The sequence below is a fragment of the Promicromonospora sukumoe genome, assembly GCF_014137995.1.
GTDB classification, from domain to species: domain Bacteria; phylum Actinomycetota; class Actinomycetes; order Actinomycetales; family Cellulomonadaceae; genus Promicromonospora; species Promicromonospora sukumoe.
Window position 1 is genome coordinate 272,153 of the sequence record NZ_JACGWV010000003.1, and the last position, 17,134, is coordinate 289,286.

Consider the following 17,134-nt stretch of genomic DNA (forward strand, 5'->3'; position numbering starts at 1 on the left):
GGACAGGGGCGTCGAACAGCGGAGCGCCCCCGGGGCCACCTGTCAGGTGGCCGTCCGGGGGCGCTTCGTCGTGTCAGCAGCGAGGGGTCAGAGCGCCACGCCCAGGATCCACGAGCCGCCCAGCACGAGCGCGCCGAGCGTGACGAGCAGGAACAGCATCACCCAGAGCAGGCCGCCGACCCCGGTCAGCCGGGCGAGCATGTCGGCGTCGGACGTCCGGGCCTGCCCGCGCGAGCGCTGCACCTGGAGCTCGAACACGGGGCGCACCGCCCCGAGCAGCAGGAACCACGTCACGGCGTAGGCCACGGCGCTCTGCACCTCGGGCGCCAGGAACCACGTGACGAACACGAGTGCGGTACCGCTCACCAGGATCGACCAGAGGCCGAACCAGTTGCGGATCTGCAGGAGCAGCAGCGCGAGCAGCGCCACGAGCAGCCACAACAGGCCGACGGCGTAGCCGAGCTTGAGGAGCCACGCCGCGCCGAGGCCGATGAGGCCGGGCCCCACGTAGCCGGCGAACGCCGTGATGACCATGCCCGGGCCGCGCGGCTTGCCGCGCGAGACGGTCAGGCCGGAGGTGTCGGAGTGCAGCCGGATGCCCTCGAGCTTGCGGCCGGTCACCAGGGCGCCCAGGCCGTGCGACGCCTCGTGGGCGATGGTGATCACGTGCCGCGCCATGTGCCACAGGGGCCGGAAGAGCACGACGACCAGCGCGACCGCCGCCATGGCCAGGACCATGAGGTTCGAGGGCGGGTCGACCGGTGTGACCGCGTTCGTCCAGATGGTGCCGATCACGTCGCCGATGGCGGCGAACGGCCCGGCGGAGCTGGTCGTTGCGGGAATCATGCGCCACATAGAACCACACCGGACGTGACGTGCGCCGCAGTCACGGGGCGGCGAACGTGCGAGAATGATCGGTCGTGGGCGGCAATGGCCGCCTGACGTCGTGGCCCCGGCCCGGGTGAACAACCCGCCCGCCGGTGTGAGCACGGCGGACCACCGGCGCGACATGCGCCGCCACCGAGCCCGAGAGGCCCATCCTTGACTACCTTTGCCGACCTCGGTCTGTCCGCGCCCGTAGTGCGCGTCCTGACGGACCGCGGCATCACCTCGCCGTTCCCCATCCAGACGGCGTCCCTGCCGGACTCCCTCGCCGGGCGCGACGTGCTCGGCCGCGGGCGCACCGGCTCCGGCAAGACCCTCGCCTTCGCTCTGCCCGTCGTGACGCGCCTCGCCGCGGGCCAGACCCGCCGCGCGGCCGGCCGGCCCCGTGCGCTGATCCTGGCGCCGACGCGCGAGCTCGCCAACCAGATCGACGACTCGGTCGCGCCCCTGGCGCAGGCCCTCGGCCTGAAGACCACCACGATCTTCGGCGGCGTGGCGCAGTCGCGCCAGGTCACCGCGCTGAACGCGGGCGTCGACATCGTCATCGCCTGCCCCGGCCGCCTCGAGGACCTGCTGGGTCAGCGGCACCTGACGCTCGACGACATCGAGATCACCGTGCTCGACGAGGCCGACCACATGGCCGACCTCGGCTTCCTGCCCGGCGTGAAGCGCATCCTCGACCGGACGCCCGCCCGCACGCAGCGCCTCCTCTTCTCGGCGACGCTCGACAACGGCGTGGACGTGCTGGTCAAGCGCTACCTGCACCAGCCGGTCACCCACTCCGTGGACGACGCCGCGGCGCCGCCCCCGCAGATGACGCACCACATCCTCGCCGTGGCCGACAAGGACGCGAAGAAGAACGTGGTGCAGCAGCTCGCCCAGGGCACCGGCCGCCGCGTGCTGTTCACGCGCACCAAGCACCAGGCCAAGAAGCTCGCCAAGCAGCTCACCGCCGCGGGCGTGCCCGCCGTCGACCTGCACGGCAACCTCGGCCAGGGCGCGCGCGAGCGCAACCTCGCCGCGTTCTCGTCGGGCGAGGTCAAGGTGCTGGTCGCCACCGACATCGCCGCGCGTGGCATCCACGTCGACGACGTCGAGCTCGTGGTCCACGTGGACCCGCCGGCCGAGCACAAGGCCTACCTGCACCGTTCCGGGCGGACGGCGCGTGCGGGCTCCGGCGGCGACGTCGTGACCCTCATGCTCCCCGAGGAGCGCGGGGACGTGCGTGACCTGACCCGCAAGGCGAAGATCACCGCTCGTCCGCAGGACGTCGCCCCCGGCGACGCCACCGTGACCCGCCTGGTCGGCGAGGTCGCGCCGTACGTCGAGTACGTGCCGCCGGCCCCGCAGCAGCCGGCCCGTCAGGGTCAGCCGAAGCGCCAGGGCGGCCGCGGCCGCTCCGGCCAGGGCGCGGCCCAGGGCGGACGCCAGGGCTCCGGCCAGGGCGGCGCGCAGGCCGGCGGCCGCCAGGGCCAGTCACGCGGCCAGGGCACCGGTGGCTCCGGCCAGGCGAGCGGGCAGCGCGGGGCCGCGCGTCCGGCGTCGGGCGGCGGGCGTACTGCCGCCGACCACTTCCCGCGGCCCGACGGCGCCGCTCCCCGGCGTCGTCGGCGCGGTGGCCGTGGCCGCGGCGCGGGCAACCAGAGCGCGTCCGCCGCGAGCTGACGCCCTGAGCTGTCGGACCCACGAACATGTCAGACCCACAGGTCACGCGAGTGACCTGTGGGTCTGACACGTTTGTGGGGGAGGCCGGAGGGAACACTCGCGGTCGGCGCGAGGTTGACATGGCTGGAGGTGTCGAGATGACGTACAAGATTTCGAAGTCTGACCAGGAGTGGCGCGAGCAGCTCTCGTCCCAGGAGTACGCGGTGCTGCGCCAGGCGGGCACCGAGCGGGCCTGGACGGGTGAGCTCCTCGACGAGAAGCGCACCGGCGTCTACCGCTGTCGGGCGTGCGACGCTGAGCTGTTCCGGTCGGACACCAAGTTCGACTCGCACTGCGGCTGGCCGTCGTTCTACAGCCCGCTCGCCGGCGACTCGGTCGAGCTGATCGAGGACCGCTCGCTGGGCATGGTGCGCACCGAGGTGCGCTGCGCGAACTGCGGCTCCCACCTGGGGCACGTGTTCGACGACGCGCCCCAGACCCCGACGGGCGACCGGTTCTGCATGAACTCGGTGAGCCTCACGTTCGAGGAGAGCTGACACCGCACGCGGTGCCGGGTCGTCCGCCGTGGGCGACCCGGGTCAGCGCAGGTTCTGCTTCCAGGCCACGATGTCGGCCGAGTAGCGGTTGAGCAGCCGGGCGAGCTGGGCGACGTCGTCCGTCTCCCAGGTCGCCAGGGCGCCCTCCAGCATGGCGACCCGGCTGGTGCGCGCCCGCTCGAAGCGGTCGACGCCGTCGGGCGTCAGCGTGATGCGCTGGCCGCGGCTGTCGTCGGGGTCGACGGTGCGCTCCACGAGGCCCAGCTCGACCAGGCGGCTGAGCTGCCGCGAGACGGTGGCCCGCCCGACGCCGAAGAAGGTCGCGAGGTCGGAGCCCCGCGCGCCGGGCCGCTCCGCGATGTGCGCCAGCAGCGGATAGGCGCTGGCGTCGAGCTCGGGGTGGACCCGCTGGGCGATCGACGCGCCGTTGGACTGCGCGCGCCGGATCACCAGGCGCACCTCACGCTCCAGCCCCTCGAACGGACCGAGACCGCTCGTCCGGTCGTCGGCGGTGTCGCCGCCGGCCCCCTTGCCGGCGGCGGCACCGTCCTTGGTCGTACCAGTGCTGGAGCTGCCTGTACTCGAGAGCATGCGCCCATGATGACGCGTCAAGCGCCGGGATCACAGCCCGCGGGCACGAAATCCCCCGCTTGCTTGCCGTTATACCCCGGTGGCCTCGAGGTCCTGGAGCTGGTCGATGCCCGACCGGTGTCCCAGCGGCACCTCCTTGATGAGGGAGACGCAGACCAGGGCGACCACGGCGAGCGGGACGGCGGCGAGGAAGATGTCCGCGATGCCGTTCGCGTAGGCCTGTTCGACGACGTCGACCAGCAGGGCCGGGAGCGTCGAGAGGTCGGGCAGCGTGCCGCCGCCGGCGGACAGTGCCGTCGGGTCGATCCCCTGCTCGGCGAGCTGCGGTGCGATCTCGGTGACGCCCGACTTCAGGTTCTCCTTCACGCTGTGCCCCAGGATCGCGCCGAGCGCGGAGACGCCGATGGCGCCGCCGAGCGAGCGGAAGAACGTCACGGTGGACGTGCCCGAGCCCGAGTCCTTGATGTGCAGCGTGTTCTGCGTGGCCAGCACCATGTTCTGCATGAGCATGCCGACGCCGGCGCCGAGGACGAACAGGTAGATCGACACCAGCACGAACGAAGTGTGGTAGTCGAGCGTCGACAGGAGCAGCAGGCCGCCGGTCAGCAGCACGCCGCCCGTGACCATGTACGGCTTGTACCGGCCGGTCTTGGAGATGAGCTGGCCGCTGATCGTGGACGACAGGAACAGGCCGACCACCATCGGGATGGTGTAGAGGCCGGACTCCGTGGGCGTCTTGCCGCGCGAGAGCTGCATGTACTGGCTCAGGAACACCGACGAGCCGAACATCGCGACGCCCACGGCGACCGAGCCGATGACGGCGAGGACCAGCGTGCGGTTCTTGAACAGGTACATGGGGATGAGCGGGGTCTTGACCCGGAGCTCGACCAGGACCGCGATCGCCAGGACCGCAAGGGAGCCGCCGACCATCGCGGCCGTCTGCCACGACACCCAGTCGAACTCGCTGCCCGCGAAGGTGATCCACAGCAGCAGGGTCGCGATGCCGACGGAGATCAGCGTGGCGCCGATGACGTCGATGCGGGCCGAGCCGCGGGGGCGCTTGGGGAGCTTCAGCGTCATCTGCAGCACGATGATCGAGGCGATGGCGAAGGGCAGGCCCACGAAGAAGTTCCAGCGCCAGCTGATGGCGTCGGTGAGGAAGCCGCCCAGGATCGGGCCGCCCACCATGCCGATGCCCATGATCGAGCCCATCAGGCCCATGTACCGGCCGCGCTGGCGCGGGCTGATGATGTCGGCGATGAGCACGGCGGCGAGGGACTGCAGGCCACCGGCGCCGATGCCCTGGAAGGCGCGGAACGTGATGAGCTGGCCGACGTCCTGCGAGAAGCCGGCGGCCGCGGCCGACAGCACCGAGATGACCAGGGCGATCTGGATCAGGGTCTTGCGGTTCGTGAGGTCGGCGAGCTTGCCCCAGATGGGGGTCGAGATCGTCGAGGTCAGCAACGTCGCCGTGACGACCCAGGTGAACGCCGACTGGCCGCCCTCCAGGTCGGTGATGATCTTCGGCAGGGACGACGAGACGACGGACATCGCCAGGACCGAGACGAACATGCCGAGGAGGATCCCGGACAGCGCCCGGAGGACCTCGGTGTGCGTCATGGCGGGCGGCTCACCCTGGAGGTGATCGGGTTCGACCACCGTGGACGTGGTGTTGGGGCTGGTCATGCACACTCCTGCTGGTTCTGGGGCGATCTCCGGTGCGTGGTGTTCGCACTGATGGTGTCGACGAGGCGGTCCAGCGTGCGGGTCGCCTCGGCGAGGTCTTCGGGCGACCAGGCGGCGAACGCCTGGTCGATGAGCTTCGAGTACTGCTCGGACGCCTCGGCCGCGAGGGCCCACCCGGACTCGGTCAGCTCGACGGTGCGGACCCGGCGGTCCTCGTCGTCGACGGTCCGGACGACGTACCCGGCGTCGGCCAGCGTGCTCACCTGACGGCTCGCGACGGACAGGTCGACGCGCTGGCGGGCCGCGATGTCGGACAGGGACGCCGGCCCGCACTTGGCGAGCAGGTGCACCACGGCGACGCCGGCCCTGGGCCAGTCGAGCTCGTGGGCGATGCGTGCCGCCGCCTCCCGCTGGGCGCGGGAAAGACTCTGGAGCGCGGTGATCAGGGCGACGGCCGGAGCCTCGGTGCCGGACGTGGTCCGGTTGCTGTGGGAAGTCATGGGCCTCGGGAAGTAGTTGCCTCGGCGTTTGATTGCTTAGAGCAACTATATCCAGATGGTTGCCGAATGCAAGCGTCTTTTCGTGGCCGGGCCGGGTGAGGGCGTGTGACCTGCGTGACACCGGCGCACGAAGAACGGCGCCGCTCCCCGTGCGGGGAGCGGCGCCGTTGTGTGGCCGGTGTCAGATGCAGGCGTCAGGCGCCGGAGCGGGACTCGTCGCCCATGTCCTCGAGCTCCATGCCCTTGGTCTCGGGCACCTTGGTGAACACGAAGAAGAAGCTCAGCGCCGCGAAGGCCGCGTACATCAGGTACGGCACGCTGGCACCGAACGCGGACAGCAGCGGCGGGAACGTCAGCGTGATCGCGAAGTTGGCGATCCACTGCATGGCCGCCGCGACGCCGAGGGCGGCGGCACGGATGCGGTTGGGGAACATCTCGCCCAGCAGCACCCACACGAGCGGGCCCCACGAGGCGCCGAAGAAGACGACGAACGCGTTGGCGCAGATCAGGGCGATGATGCCCCACGGTCCGCTCAGCGAGATGTCGCTGCCCGTGCCGGTCGCCTGCGTGAACGCCAGGGCCATGAGGCCGAGCGACACGGTCATGCCCGCGGAGCCGATGAGCAGCAGCGGACGGCGGCCCACCTTGTCGATGAGCGCGATGGCGATGAACGTGACGGCGACGTTCGTGACCGAGGTGATCGTGGAGACCAGGAAGGCCTGGCTCTCGTCGAACCCGACCGCCTGCCACAGCGTGCTCGAGTAGTAGAAGATCACGTTGATGCCGACGAACTGCTGGAACACCGACAGCAGGATGCCGACCCAGACGATCGGCTTGAGGCCCAGGGTGCTGCCGCGGAGCGAGCCCTCGGACGCGTTGGCCTCGTCGATCGCGATGCTGCGGTGGATCTGGGAGAGGCGGTCGTCGACGTCCTCGTCCGGGCCGAGCACGCTCGCCAGGACGGCGCGGGCCTCGGCGTCACGCCCCTTGGCGGCGAGGTAGCGGGGCGACTCGGGGATGCGTAGCGCCAGGATGCCGTAGACCGCGGCCGGGACGACGGCGACCAGGAACATCCAGCGCCAGGCCTCCCAGCCGAACCAGAGGACGTTCGCGGCGCCGCCCGCGGACTCGGCGAGGATCTGGTCGGAGAGCAGGGCGGCGAAGATACCGACGGTGATCGCGAGCTGCTGCAGCGAGCCCAGGCGCCCGCGCATCGCGGCGGGCGCGATCTCCGCGATGTACGCGGGCGCGATCACCGACGCGATGCCGATGCCGACGCCTGCCATGAACCGCCAGACGGCGAGGTCCCACGCGGAGAACGCGATGGCCGACAGGATCGACGACACGAAGAACAGCACGGCGCCGAGCACCATGACGTTGGTGCGGCCCCAGCGGTCGGCCAGCCGCCCGCCGGCCCAGGCGCCGAGCGCGCAGCCGAGCAGCGCGACGGCGACCACGAGCCCGGTGATCGTGGGGTTGAGCGAGAACTGACCTTGGATGGCGTCCACGGCCCCGTTGATCACGGAGCTGTCGAAGCCGAACAGGAAGCCGCCCACCGCCGCGGCGAAGGCAAGCGCCGTCGCCTTGCGGTGGGCCGATTGCGCGGAAGCGCTCGGGACCGTTTGACCAGTACTCATGCTGCGATGCTAAGTCGCCCCCCGGGGCAGTCGCGCGGCGAGAGTTTCCCCGGGCCGTCCGGCCCGGTCCGCGCGCCGCCCCGGAGGGCCCGCCGATCAGCTCGGCCGGGTCAGGTCAGGAAGGGCCAGAGCGCCCACGTCGCCAGCGCGGCCACGAGGGCGGCGGCCGGGATGGTGAGCACCCAGGCGATGGCGATGTTCTTGGCCACGCCCCAGCGGACGGCGGACAGCCGGCGGGTGGCGCCCACGCCCATGATCGCCGAGGTGATCGTGTGCGTGGTCGAGACCGGGGCGTGCAGCACGAACGCGTTCACGTACAGCACGAGCGCGGAGACCGACTCGGCCACGAAGCCGCGGGCCGGGTCGAGCTCGATGATCTTGCGGCCGAGCGTGCGCATGATGCGCCAGCCGCCCGAGTACGTGCCCGCGGAGATGGCTGCCGCCGCGGCCAGCTTGACCCAGAGCGGGATGCCCGTGGCCGGGTTGGCCCAGCCGACGGTCAGCAGCGCGAGGTAGATGACGCCCATCGTCTTCTGCGCGTCCTGCAGGCCGTGGCCCAGCGCCATCGCGGCGGCCGAGGCGGTCTGCGCGATCCGGAAGCGCCGGTGCGTCTTGGCCGGTGCCGCGCTCTTGAAGATCCACAGCACCGCGATCATCCCCGCGAACGCGAGGCCGAAGCCGACCAGCGGCGAGATGATCATCGGGAGCACGACCTTGTCCACGATCGCGGACCAGTACACGCTCATGCCGCCCGCGAGCCCCGCCCCGACCAGCCCGCCGATGAGGGCGTGCGTGGACGACGACGGCAGCCCGAACCACCAGGTGATCAGGTTCCACGTGATCGCGCCGAGCAGGGCGCACAGGACGACGGCGAGCTCGGCGTGCGTGCTCGCGCCCGCGAGGTCGACGATCGAGGTGGCGATGGTCTCCGCGACCTCGGTGCCCAGCAGGGCGCCCGCGAAGTTCATGGTCGCCGCCATGAGGAGCGCGACGCGCGGCGTCAGCGCCCGGGTCGACACCGACGTCGCGATCGCGTTGGCGGCGTCGTGGAAGCCGTTCGTGTAGTCGAAGCTCAGGGCGAGCGCGACCACGAGGACGACGAGCGCGACCTCCAACTCAGGACTCCTTGAGGGCGATGGTCTCGACCATGTTCGCCACCTTCTCGAAGCTGTCCGCGGCGTTCTCGAGGACCTCCACGATCTCCTTCAGCTTCATGAGCTGGACCGGGTCGCCGGCGAGGTCGTCGAAGAGCTGGGCGATGAGCTTGCGGTGCAGCTTGTCCGCCTGGTTCTCCAGGCGGTTCACCTCGACCCAGTAGTCGGCGAGCTTGTCCATCGAGCGCAGGCGCGGCATGGCTTCCGCCGTCAGCTCCGCGCACCGCTGGAGCACCTGGACCTGGTCCGAGACGCGGTCCGGCAGGCCCTCGACCTTGTAGAGGACGATCAGGTCGGCGGCCTCGTCCATCTCGTCCATGCAGTCGTCCAGCGCCGAGGCCAGGCTGGAGATGTCCTCGCGGTCGAACGGGGTCACGAAGGTCTGGTTGAGGCGCCGCATGATCGAGTGCGTCGCGTCGTCGGCGAGGTGCTCGACGTCGTGCATCTCGTCGGCCAGCTTCTCGCGGCCCGCCTTGTCCGCTCCGAGCAGCTCCGCCAACAGGGACGAGCCCCGGACGAGGTGCTGGGCCAGGGCGGCGAGTAGATCGAAGTACGTGGTGTCGCGCGGAGTAAGGCGCACGAAGGCTCCCGTTCTGAGGGCTCTGGAACCTGCTCAGCGTAGAGCCGTTGCCGACTATCGCCAATTTGCAAGATCATGCTTTGGCAACTCGTGACACACGGCACAGGACCGTCAGCGGGGGCGCCGCCGACCGCGTCGTCGGCCGGGGAGCGGGAGAAGAAGGCGACGCCGAACCGGGAGCGCCTCTCGGCGCGGGGCCGCTCGAAGCGGCTTGAGATGGAGCCCGGGGCTACCGCAGCCCGGCGTCGCCTGCACCATCCTAGTCATGCGTGCGGATCTGCCAAGGGGGTCGGACGTCACAGGGCACACCCGCGCGAAGTGCTTGACAGCGTCGGCGACTACTCCAGGGAGCCGGTTCTCCACAGGTCACCGGCCCGTTCCAGCTCTTCCGCGGTGCGCAGCAACGAGCTCGCGCCCCGGGTCATCCGGGTGGCGCCGGTGGGGTCGGCGACCTCGCGGGAGTCGGCGTCGAACGCCGCCCCGGTCGACAGGATGCGGCAGAACGCGCCGGCCCGTTCGAGCGCGACGGCGAGGTCGCCGGTGAAGACGCCGGACAGCACGGCGTCGGCCAGTATCCGCAGGTCACCGGGTTCCGGCGGGCTCGGGACGCCCGCGACGGCCTCCTGGACGGGGGCGGCTTCCACACCGAGTCGATACCTGAGCATGACGGTCGGCAGGTCCCGTCGGACCCACTCGCGCAGCACGTACAGGCGCCAGAGGGCGCCGGGAAGGGACACGGGTGCGGCGTCGGCCCACAGGCCGGCGACGGTGTCGAGGCCCTCGTTCTCGACGAGGTGGATGAGCCGCTCCACGACGGCGGGGTCCTCCGTGGTCCGGGCACGGTCCACGAGGGCCCTGGCCGTTGCGTGCGCGATCTCGTCGCGCAGGGCAGGGTCGGCCTCTCCGGGAAGCGCGTCGGCGTCCCGGGGGTCCAGCATGGCCGGCCGTCTCGGCGGTCGTTGGTCGCTGCTCATGGTGTCCGATAGTGCGCCGAAATGGAACGTGTGTCCACCACGGTCCAGGTTGATCGCGTCACCAGACCTGCGGACTCACCTTCTCGGTGGCCACGACCCGCGGGCCCGTGGACGTGTCCGCGACGTGCGCGACGAGCGCCTCACCGGGTTCGAGGAACGGGTCCTGGCGGGGCAGGCCCGCGGCCACCGTGGCCGTCGCGTGCTGCGCCAGCACGTCCAGCACGGTGGGCAGCACTGGGCGGTGGGTGCAGATCACCGAGGACTCCGACGTCTCCTCCAGGAGCACGCCCACCGTCGCGGCGACGCGGGACGGCGACCGCTCGTGCTGGGCCTCGGTGAGGTACTCGCTGTAGCTCGGCCGCAGGTTCGCCGCCCGCACGTACGGGTCGATGGTCGTGGCGCAGCGTTCCCACCGCGAGCTGATCACGTGCTCGACGCCGTACGCGGCCAGCACCGGCACCAGCGCGGCGGCCTGCCCGTGCCCGAGGGGGGTGAGCGGCCGGTCGCGCTCCGAGCCGTGCCACGAGGTGCGGGAGACGGCCCGGCCGTGCCGGGCGATGACCAGCGTGCGGGTGTCGAGCAGACCCTCGGCCTCGGCGGCCAGCAGGGCGTTCAGCGGCCCGCGGTCGGAGACCCGGGTGAGGCGGGCCACGGCGTCGTCCGCGTCCAGCCACTCCACCCTGTCCACCTCCTCGCGGTCGAGCGGGGCCACGGGCGCCCGCGCCGCGAGCCCGGCCGTGTCCCGGCCGCGCCGGGCGCGGCGCGACGCCCAGTAGTGCACGCGCTTCACGCCGCCCTCCGGCGTCAGGTACTGCAGGCCGGGCAGGGGGCGGCCGAGCACGATCTCCTTGCCCGTCTCCTCGCCGACCTCGCGGATCGCGGCGTTCTGGAACGTCTCCCCGTTCTCGAGCTTGCCCTTGGGCCAGGACCAGTCGTCGTAGCGGGGCCGGTGCACCAGCTGTACCTGCACCTTGCCGGCCCGACGACGCCACACCACGCCGCCCGCGGTCATCACGACAGGGGTGTGCGCGCCCGACGGCGGCGAGGTCGCCGTCGTCGGCTCGGTGCCCACCACCGACCTCCGCCCGGTCACCGGACGGGCTCGAGCCGGCGCCGCTGCCGCTGGATCAGGACCGCCTGCAGGTCGCGGAGGCCGTTGCCCTCCGAGCCCGACGACGGGCGCTCCCACCGGCCGTCCGGCAGCAGGTGCCAGGACGCCGTCGTGTCCGCCATCGACTCGTCCAGCAGCCCCAGGATCTCGCCCACGTGGGTCGGGTCGGAGATCCGGATCAGGGTCTCGACCCGGCGGTCGAGGTTGCGGTGCATCAGGTCGGCCGACCCGATGAACACCTCGGGACCGGACTCCGGGCCCTCGCCGAGGGCGGGACCCACCGAGTTGGCGAACGCGAAGAGGCGCGAGTGCTCCAGGAACCGGCCCAGGATGGACCGCACGCGGATGTTCTCGCTCAGGCCCGGCACCCCGACCCGGATGGCGCAGATGCCGCGCACCACGAGGTCGACCTTCACACCGGCCTGGGAGGCGCGGTACAGGGCGTCGACGACGGTCTCGTCGACCACCGAGTTGATCTTCATCTTGACCCACGCCTCGTGCCCGGCGCGGGCGGCGGCCGCCTCGCGCTCGATGCGCTCGACCAGGCCGGAGCGCACGGCGCGGGGCGCCACGAGCAGACGGTGGAAGGTCGACTTCGGGGCGTACCCGGAGAGCTGGTTGAACAGGCGCGTCAGGTCCTGGCCCACGTCGGGGTCGCAGGTCAGCAGGCCGTGGTCCGTGTAGAGCCGCGCCGTCTTGGGGTGGTAGTTGCCCGTGCCGACGTGGCAGTAGCGCAGCAGGGAGCCGTCCGGCTCCTGGCGCACCACGAGCGAGAGCTTGCAGTGCGTCTTGAGGCCCACGATGCCGTACACGACGTGCACGCCCGCCTCCTCGAGCTTGCGCGCCCAGGAGATGTTGGCCTCCTCGTCGAACCGCGCCTTGATCTCGACCAGGGCGAGCACCTGCTTGCCCGCCTCGGCGGCGTCGATCAGCGCGTCCACGATGGGCGAGTCGCCCGACGTCCGGTACAGCGTCTGCTTGATCGCCAGCACGTTCGGGTCGGCCGCCGCCTGCTCCAGGAACGTCTGCACGCTCGTGGAGAAGCTGTCGTACGGGTGGTGCAGCAGGATGTCCCGGCGCCGGATCGCGGCGAAGACGTCGGTCGGCTTGGAGCTCTCCACCTCCGCGAGGTGCCGGTGCGTGGACGGCACGAACGGCGGGTAGTGCAGGGAGGTCAGGTCGAGGTCCGCGATGAGGTTGAGGCCCGTGAGGTCCAGCAGCGCGGGGAGTTCGTAGACCTCCTCCTCCTTGACGCCCAGCTCGCGCACGATCAGGTCCCGGATGCGTGGGCTGATGTCCTTCGCGATCTCCAGCCGCACCGGCGGCCCGAACCGGCGCCGCAGCAGCTCCTTCTCCATCGCCTGGAGCAGGTTCTCGGCGTCATCCTCCTCCACGTCCACGTCCTCGTTGCGGGTCACGCGGAACGTGTGGCTGTCCCGCACCTCCATCCCGGGGAACAGGTAGTCGAGGTGCTGGGCGATGACCTCCTCCAGCGGCACGAACGAGAGCGGGCCCCGCTGCGGGTCGGCCTTCTTGGTGCCGGGGCGGCGCGGCTTGCCCGACGCGTCCACCGCGATGAAGCGCGGCAGCAGCGGCGGGACCTTGACGCGCGCGAAGTGCTCCTTGCCCGTCGCCGGGTTGGCCACCACCACCGCGAGGTTGAGCGACAGCCCCGAGATGTAGGGGAACGGGTGCGCCGGGTCCACGGCCAGCGGCGTCAGGACGGGGAAGATCTGCTTGCGGAAGAACTTGTGCAGCCGCTCCTGCTCCTTGGTGTCCAGCTCGCCCCAGTGCACCAGCGTGATGCCCTCGGAGGCCAGCGCCGGCTGCACCTCGTCCTCGAACACGCGCGCGTGCCGGGTCATCAGGTCGTGCGCACCCTCGGAGATCGCGGACAGCGCCTGGCGCGGGCTGAGCCCCGAGGCGCTCGTCACCGCGATACCCGTCGCGATGCGGCGCTGCAGGCCGGCCACCCGCACCATGAAGAACTCGTCCAGGTTGGACGCGAAGATCGCCAGGAACCGCACGCGCTCCAGCAGCGGGATGCGGGGGTCCTCCGCGAGCTCCAGCACCCGCTGGTTGAACGCCAGCCAGCTGAGCTCCCGGTCCGCGAACCGGTCGACCGGCAGCGGCTCGCCCAGCAGCGGGTCGAGCACGCTCGTGCCGCCGGGGTTCTCCGCGATGTGCTCCGCGATGTGCGCGGCCAGGCTCGGGTCCAGCGAGTGCGGCGCCAGGATGTCCTCCGCGGCGGCCCCGGCAGTCTTCGGCAGCGCCGGCTTGGGCAGGGCGGGCTTCTGCGGGACCGACTTCGGGGCCGGCTTGGAGGAGCTCTCGACGACGGCGGGCACGCCGTCGGTCGCCTTGTCGGTCGCCTTGTCCGCCGGGGCGGGCACGGGATCGGCCTCCCCGTTCGTCGACTCCGCGGGTGCCGTACGGGGGCTCTGCTTCATGAATCGGCCGTTCTTGTCCCGGGTCCTGGCGATGGCGTTCCCAGCGCTGTCCTTCATGTGGTTCATGGTGTCACCGTTCGGTACACAGTGGGTGACGCTCTCGGAGAGCGCCCGTCACGGGCGGGCGTACTGCACGTGTACAGCAGCCCGTGTGAAGCCCGCGCGCTCGTACGTGGCCAGGGCGGCCGTGTTGTCGCCCTCCACGTACAGCACGGCACGCGTGGCTCCGTTCTGCGCGAGGTGCGCCAGCCCGACCGTCGTCATCAGCCGGCCGAACCCCTCGCCCTGGTGGTCCGGGTCGACGCCGAGGGCGTAGATCTCGCCGTCGCGCGCGTCGTCCGGCTGGCCCGGCTCCGTCTTGGTCCACTGGAACGCGACGGGGTCGGGGTCGGTCGCTGTGCCCTCGGGGGCGACGTCGGGCGTCCCGTCGGGGGCTGAGTCCGGGACCAGGAGGAAGAAGCCCTCCGGGTCGAACCACGGCTCGGCCTGCCGGGCGCGCAGGTCGTCGAGCGACATCCGGCCCTGCTCCGGGTGGGTGGCGAAGGCGCGCGCGTTGACGCGGAGCCAGGCCGCGTCGTCGGCCCCGGGGCGGAAGGTGCGCAGGCGGTAGCCGGCGGGTGCCTCCGGCGGCGACGCTGCGGTGGGCGTGCCACCGTCCGCGGCGTCGTCGGCGGCCAGGGGCCGGGCCAGGAAGAGCAGCTCGCGCACCGGGCGCAGGCCCGAAGCCCGCGCGAACTCCCGGGCGATCTCCAGGTCGCCGTGCGCCCAGACCCGCAGCTGCTTGCCGTGCTGGCCCGGCTCGCCCGAGCGGGACGGCAGCGTGGCGTCCCGCTCCGCCGTCCGCAGCAGCACCCGGCCGCGGCCGTTCCTGCGGTGGTCGGGGTGCACCACCAGCTCGGCGCTCGCGGTCTCGCCGGAGCGGTCGATCTGTACGTACCCGACCGTGCTGCCCGACGTCGTGTGCGCCACGACGTGCGTGATCCACTCCGCGTCCGTGCCCAGGTTGAGCAGGGGCTGTTCGGACAGCGGGGCGACGCCGTCGTGCGCCTCCGCGGCCGCGGCCAGGTCTCGGACGGCCTGCTGGGCGTCGGCGTCGAGCGGGCCGATCTCGATGGGGGCAGCGATACGCATGCGTTCATCTTCTCCCGCCGGTCGAGCTTGTCGAGACCGGGGCCTCGACAAGCTCGACCTGCGGCCGGGCAGGATGCCCGAGCGAGGCGGTCAGTCCTCCGTGGAGGCCGACGGCGCTGCCAGGCCCGCCGTGATCAGGTCCATCACGGACGAGTCGGCCAGCGTCGTGGCGTCGCCGACGGCGCGGTCCTCGGCGACGTCGCGCAGCAGGCGGCGCATGATCTTGCCCGACCGGGTCTTGGGCAGCTCCGGCACCACGAGGATCTTCTTCGGCTTGGCGATCGGGCCGATCTCCTTGCCCACGTGGTCGCGCAGCTCCTTCTGCACCTCGGCGGCGCCCTCCGGCGTGGAGGCCCGGCCGGCGTGGCTGCCGCGCAGGATCACGAACGCGACGACGGCCTGGCCGGTGGTCTCGTCGGCGGCGCCGACGACGGCCGCCTCCGCCACGATCGGGTGCGACACGAGCGCGGACTCGATCTCGGTGGTCGACAGGCGGTGGCCGGACACGTTCATCACGTCGTCCACGCGGCCGAGCAGCCAGATGTCGCCGTCCGCGTCCTTCTTGGCGCCGTCGCCCGCGAAGTAGAGGCCGTCGAAGCGCGACCAGTACGTCTCCTTGTAGCGCTCCAGGTCGCCCCAGATGCCGCGGAGCATGGACGGCCACGGCTCGGTGAGCACGAGGTAGCCGCCACCGCCGTCGGGCACGGGCTTGGCCTCGTCGTCGACCACGGTCGCGGCGATGCCGGGCAGCGCGACCTGGGCCGACCCAGGCTTGGTCGCGGTCACGCCCGGGAGCGGGCTGATCATGATGGCGCCGGTCTCGGTCTGCCACCAGGTGTCGACGATCGGGGCCTTGTCGCCGCCGATGACGCGGCGGTACCACATCCACGCCTCGGGGTTGATGGGCTCGCCCACCGAGCCGAGGACGCGCAGGGAGGAGAGGTCGAACCCGCCCGGGATGTCGTCGCCCCACTTCATGCAGGTGCGGATCGCCGTGGGCGCCGTGTAGAGGATCGAGACCTTGTACTTCTCGATGAGCTCCCACCAGCGGCCGCGGTGCGGGGTGTCGGGCGTGCCCTCGTACAGCACCTGCGTGGCGCCGTTCACGAGCGGCCCGTAGACCACGTAGGAGTGGCCGGTCACCCAGCCGACGTCGGCGGTGCACCAGTAGACGTCGGTCTCCGGCTTGAGGTCGAACACGTTCTTGTGCGTGTACGCGGCCTGCGTGAGGTAGCCGCCGGTGGTGTGCAGGATGCCCTTCGGCTTCCCGGTGGTGCCGCTCGTGTACAGGATGAACAGCGGGTGCTCGGCCTCGACCGCGACGGGCTCGTGCTGGTCGGAGGCGGCGGCGAGGGCCTCGTGCCACCACACGTCCCGGCCCTCGACCCACTCGACGTCCTGCTCGGTGCGCCGGACGACGAGCACGTTGCGGACGGTGGTCGGGTCGGCGCCCTCCTTGGGGGCGAGCGCCTCGTCGACGGCCGGCTTGAGGGCCGAGGGGGCGCCGCGGCGGTAGCCGCCGTCGGCCGTGATGACCAGCGTGGCCTCGGCGTCGGCGATCCGGCTGCGCAGGGCGTCGGCGGAGAAGCCGCCGAAGACGACGGAGTGTGCGGCGCCGATGCGGGCGCAGGCCAGCATCGCGACGACGGACTCGACGAGCATCGGCAGGTAGATGACGACGCGGTCGCCGGTCTGCACGCCCAGGGTGGTGAGCGCGTTGGCCGCGCGGGAGACCTCCTGCTGCAGGTCGGCGTACGTGACCGTGCGGGTGTCGCCCGGCTCGCCCTCGAAGTGGATGGCGACCCGGTCGCCGTTGCCGGCCTCGACGTGGCGGTCCACGGCGTTGTAGGCGGCGTTCAGCGTGCCGTCGGCGAACCAGCGCGCGACGGGGGCTCCGCTCCAGTCCAGGGTCTCGGTGAACGGCTTCGTCCACGTCACGAGCTCCCGCGCCTGGCCGGCCCAGAACTCCAGGCGGTCGGCCGACGCCTTCTCGTACAGGTCGGCCTGTGCGTTCGCCTGAGCCGCGAACTCCGCGCTGGGCGGAAAGCTCCGGGTCTCGTTCAGAAGGTTCTCGAGGCTGGGGCTGGATGCCGAACCCGACGTCGGGTTGGTGTCTGTCACGGTGACCTCCGGTGCGCGTCTTCGCGTTCGTACGGGCAGGTGCTTGGTGCTGCCTTGACGTTGTCTCTGGTCGGTGAGTGTAGTCCCGGACGGTGACACCCCTCACAAACCGG

General features: G+C 71.6%; 14 protein-coding genes. 2 read left to right on the plus strand and 12 right to left on the minus strand.

Features of this window, described 5'->3' with window-relative positions; all coding sequences use genetic code 11:
- Window positions 1-87: 87 nt before the first annotated feature.
- The gene (locus tag FHX71_RS25335; protein ID WP_182620285.1) at window positions 88-855 is read right to left on the minus strand and encodes a M50 family metallopeptidase; all 768 of its coding nucleotides are present in this window, start codon (window positions 853-855) and stop codon (window positions 88-90) included.
- Between the two features lie 186 nt (window positions 856-1,041).
- Here FHX71_RS25335 and FHX71_RS25340 point away from each other — a divergent pair, with 186 nt between their 5' ends.
- Entirely contained in the window at window positions 1,042-2,550 is a 1,509-nt protein-coding gene (locus FHX71_RS25340) for a DEAD/DEAH box helicase (RefSeq protein ID WP_220490483.1), read from the plus strand.
- A gap of 137 nt (window positions 2,551-2,687) precedes the next feature.
- On the plus strand, window positions 2,688-3,086 hold the full coding sequence (msrB, locus tag FHX71_RS25345; protein ID WP_182620286.1) for a peptide-methionine (R)-S-oxide reductase MsrB: 399 nt from the start codon (window positions 2,688-2,690) through the stop codon (window positions 3,084-3,086).
- Window positions 3,087-3,128: 42 nt separating this feature from the next.
- Here msrB and FHX71_RS25350 read toward each other — a convergent pair whose 3' ends face one another.
- The 11 genes from FHX71_RS25350 to acs all read right to left on the minus strand — a co-directional run bounded on the left by FHX71_RS25350 (window position 3,129) and on the right by acs (window position 17,021).
- Window positions 3,129-3,677, minus strand: coding sequence for a MarR family winged helix-turn-helix transcriptional regulator (locus tag FHX71_RS25350; RefSeq protein ID WP_182620287.1), 549 nt, complete (start codon window positions 3,675-3,677; stop codon window positions 3,129-3,131).
- A 69-nt stretch (window positions 3,678-3,746) separates the two neighbouring features.
- The gene (locus tag FHX71_RS25355) at window positions 3,747-5,363 is read right to left on the minus strand and encodes an MDR family MFS transporter (RefSeq protein WP_182620288.1); all 1,617 of its coding nucleotides are present in this window, start codon (window positions 5,361-5,363) and stop codon (window positions 3,747-3,749) included.
- Complete coding sequence (locus FHX71_RS25360; protein WP_182620289.1) at window positions 5,360-5,863, minus strand: MarR family winged helix-turn-helix transcriptional regulator; 504 nt, start codon at window positions 5,861-5,863, stop codon at window positions 5,360-5,362. The genes FHX71_RS25355 and FHX71_RS25360 overlap by 4 nt, the downstream gene beginning before the upstream one ends.
- Before the next feature lie 194 nt (window positions 5,864-6,057).
- Window positions 6,058-7,500: a sugar porter family MFS transporter gene (locus tag FHX71_RS25365; RefSeq protein WP_182620290.1), complete on the minus strand. Its 1,443-nt coding sequence runs from the start codon at window positions 7,498-7,500 to the stop codon at window positions 6,058-6,060.
- A gap of 110 nt (window positions 7,501-7,610) precedes the next feature.
- The gene (locus tag FHX71_RS25370; RefSeq protein WP_182620291.1) at window positions 7,611-8,615 is read right to left on the minus strand and encodes an inorganic phosphate transporter; all 1,005 of its coding nucleotides are present in this window, start codon (window positions 8,613-8,615) and stop codon (window positions 7,611-7,613) included.
- A gap of 1 nt (window position 8,616) precedes the next feature.
- Window positions 8,617-9,234, minus strand: coding sequence for a DUF47 domain-containing protein (locus FHX71_RS25375; RefSeq protein WP_182620292.1), 618 nt, complete (start codon window positions 9,232-9,234; stop codon window positions 8,617-8,619).
- A gap of 338 nt (window positions 9,235-9,572) precedes the next feature.
- Window positions 9,573-10,172 carry a hypothetical protein gene (locus FHX71_RS25380; RefSeq protein ID WP_182620293.1) on the minus strand — a complete coding sequence of 200 codons (600 nt, stop codon included), beginning with the start codon at window positions 10,170-10,172 and terminating at the stop codon, window positions 9,573-9,575.
- 94 nt (window positions 10,173-10,266) lie between these two features.
- Entirely contained in the window at window positions 10,267-11,280 is a 1,014-nt protein-coding gene (locus tag FHX71_RS25385) for an NUDIX hydrolase (RefSeq protein ID WP_312877213.1), read from the minus strand.
- A gap of 17 nt (window positions 11,281-11,297) precedes the next feature.
- On the minus strand, window positions 11,298-13,826 hold the full coding sequence (locus FHX71_RS25390) for an RNA degradosome polyphosphate kinase (RefSeq protein ID WP_246403547.1): 2,529 nt from the start codon (window positions 13,824-13,826) through the stop codon (window positions 11,298-11,300).
- Window positions 13,827-13,883: 57 nt separating this feature from the next.
- Window positions 13,884-14,900, minus strand: a complete 1,017-nt coding sequence (mshD, locus tag FHX71_RS25395) for a mycothiol synthase (protein ID WP_182620295.1) — start codon at window positions 14,898-14,900, stop codon at window positions 13,884-13,886.
- 90 nt (window positions 14,901-14,990) lie between these two features.
- Window positions 14,991-17,021 (minus strand): acetate--CoA ligase, encoded by a 2,031-nt coding sequence (gene acs / locus FHX71_RS25400; protein WP_182620296.1) that lies wholly within the window; start codon window positions 17,019-17,021, stop codon window positions 14,991-14,993.
- Window positions 17,022-17,134: the final 113 nt, after the last annotated feature.

Coding starts and splice junctions, on each gene's coding strand:
- FHX71_RS25365 (WP_182620290.1), bottom strand. CDS start 7,500: ATGAGTACTGGTCAAACGGTCCCGAGCGCTTCCGCGCAATCGGCCCAC.
- FHX71_RS25390 (WP_246403547.1), bottom strand. CDS start 13,826: ATGAAGGACAGCGCTGGGAACGCCATCGCCAGGACCCGGGACAAGAAC.
- FHX71_RS25335 (WP_182620285.1), bottom strand. CDS start 855: ATGTGGCGCATGATTCCCGCAACGACCAGCTCCGCCGGGCCGTTCGCC.
- FHX71_RS25355 (WP_182620288.1), bottom strand. CDS start 5,363: ATGACCAGCCCCAACACCACGTCCACGGTGGTCGAACCCGATCACCTC.
- msrB (WP_182620286.1), top strand. CDS start 2,688: ATGACGTACAAGATTTCGAAGTCTGACCAGGAGTGGCGCGAGCAGCTC.
- FHX71_RS25350 (WP_182620287.1), bottom strand. CDS start 3,677: ATGCTCTCGAGTACAGGCAGCTCCAGCACTGGTACGACCAAGGACGGT.
- FHX71_RS25360 (WP_182620289.1), bottom strand. CDS start 5,863: ATGACTTCCCACAGCAACCGGACCACGTCCGGCACCGAGGCTCCGGCC.
- FHX71_RS25380 (WP_182620293.1), bottom strand. CDS start 10,172: ATGCTGGACCCCCGGGACGCCGACGCGCTTCCCGGAGAGGCCGACCCT.
- mshD (WP_182620295.1), bottom strand. CDS start 14,900: ATGCGTATCGCTGCCCCCATCGAGATCGGCCCGCTCGACGCCGACGCC.